The organism is Moorena sp. SIO3I6, assembly GCF_010672095.1.
Genome location: NZ_JAAHHU010001201.1, coordinates 1 through 1,569, shown reverse-complemented (window position 1 = coordinate 1,569; position 1,569 = coordinate 1). Strand labels below are relative to the sequence as shown.

At 44.9% G+C, this 1,569-nt stretch carries 1 protein-coding gene and 1 pseudogene; both read right to left on the bottom strand.

Annotation, left to right across the window (positions count from 1 at the left end):
• On the bottom strand, positions 1 to 550 hold a 550-nt coding region (locus F6K49_RS47665; RefSeq protein ID WP_293109573.1), incomplete at its 3' end, for a biotin/lipoyl-binding protein.
• Positions 551 to 1,354: 804 nt separating this feature from the next.
• Positions 1,355 to 1,569: pseudogene (locus F6K49_RS47660) on the bottom strand (hypothetical protein); the annotation flags it as partial.

Below are 1,569 nucleotides of genomic sequence, written 5' to 3'. Positions count from 1 at the left end.
CACGAGTTTCTGCTTCCCGACGGGTTCTTTCAAGCAGTACTTGCATTCCATCTAAACTCATGCGGTCTGTATTCACAACGTTCTCTAAACACTCTACTTCAGGAGTGGCAAGCTCTGTATCCAGTTCCACCAAGACTTCCCCAGCTTTAACCGCTTGCCCTTCTTTGACCTTAATACTAGCAATCTTGCCTGGCTCAATCGGGTCAACTTTATAAACGTCCCCTTTTGGCACTAAGCTTCCATGAGCTTTACCGACTTCATCAATCTGCCCAAACGTTGCCCAAGCCACAAATATCGTACAGAAGCTTAATCCACCCAACATCAACAGCCGGGGAAGGTTCGCCGGAGGCTGGTCAAGGGTAGTTTGTATGGAGGTTGACCATTTGGACGTAATAGGAGCATTGGCAGTATTGGTTCCTACCTCTGTGCTGGGTGAGGCTGCCTCTTGGTCATAATCAGGTCTCAGGCGACCTGATGGCATTAAAACGACGTTACCTTGACGACTCGTAGCCGCCTCAGGTGGGGAGTTTATTGGTTTTGCTTGTGTCATGGTGGTAGATCACGCTAAATTAACATTTTAGGGAAATGACCAATGTTTTGGGAAAGAAAGCGACCAATTCTCTTGCTGCCCTTAGCTTCCCGGGGGGAGTTTGGCATTGTTGCGCAGACCGAAATCTTTGGCATTACCTGACTCTACTTGCCCCTTTTTCAGATAGCTTCAATGCACCCCGAGATCAGAACTTAAACCCTTCCCCTTTAAGTAGCCGTCGGTCGGTCAAACCGCTTGGCTGAGCACGCTGTCAGATGTGGACTTGAGCAGGACTGACCCTAGGGTTAGGCTCTCCAAGTTACCTCCGTCTCACCAATGGTTGGGTGCATGGGAGTGAATTAAACAAAGGAATTGGAATTAAACAATCCTGTGAGTGTCCGTCATGGAGGATTCTCAGGGGATTCTAAACAGTGGTTACGAAATGGGTGTGGAGCCATATCTGAACACGTTTTTCTCCCCTTCTATTCACACAGGGCTTTTCCACTTTTCTGATAAAAGATCAATTTCATCTGAGTATGTTGCTAAATTGGCAGATTTTTGGCAGCTTTTTACAAAGCTTGACATAGTGATAGCTAGCTTCAAATTTCATTAATCATTAGTCATTAGTCATTAGTCCTTTTCACATCACTGTGTTGCCAAATTGGCAAATTTTTACATAGTTTGATATAGTGATAGGTAGCTTCAAATTTTCTTAGTCATTAGTCCTTTGTGACTAACCAGGGTCTATTGGAATTTACAAATGACTAATGACTAAATAACTAATAACTAATAACTAATGACTAATGAGCACTAGTTAATGATCTATTAAAGATCTAGCTGCTGCTGTGCTAGATGATAGTAAAGACCTTGACGATCCATGAGTTCCTCATGGTTGCCTTTCTCGACCAGAATGCCTCGGTCTAGGACAAGGATGCAGTCAGCATTGCGCACTGTAGAGAGGCGGTGGGCGATGATGAAGGTAGTGCGATCGCGACTAATGCGAGCTAAGTTTTGTTGAAAGCGGCGCTCGGATTCTGTAT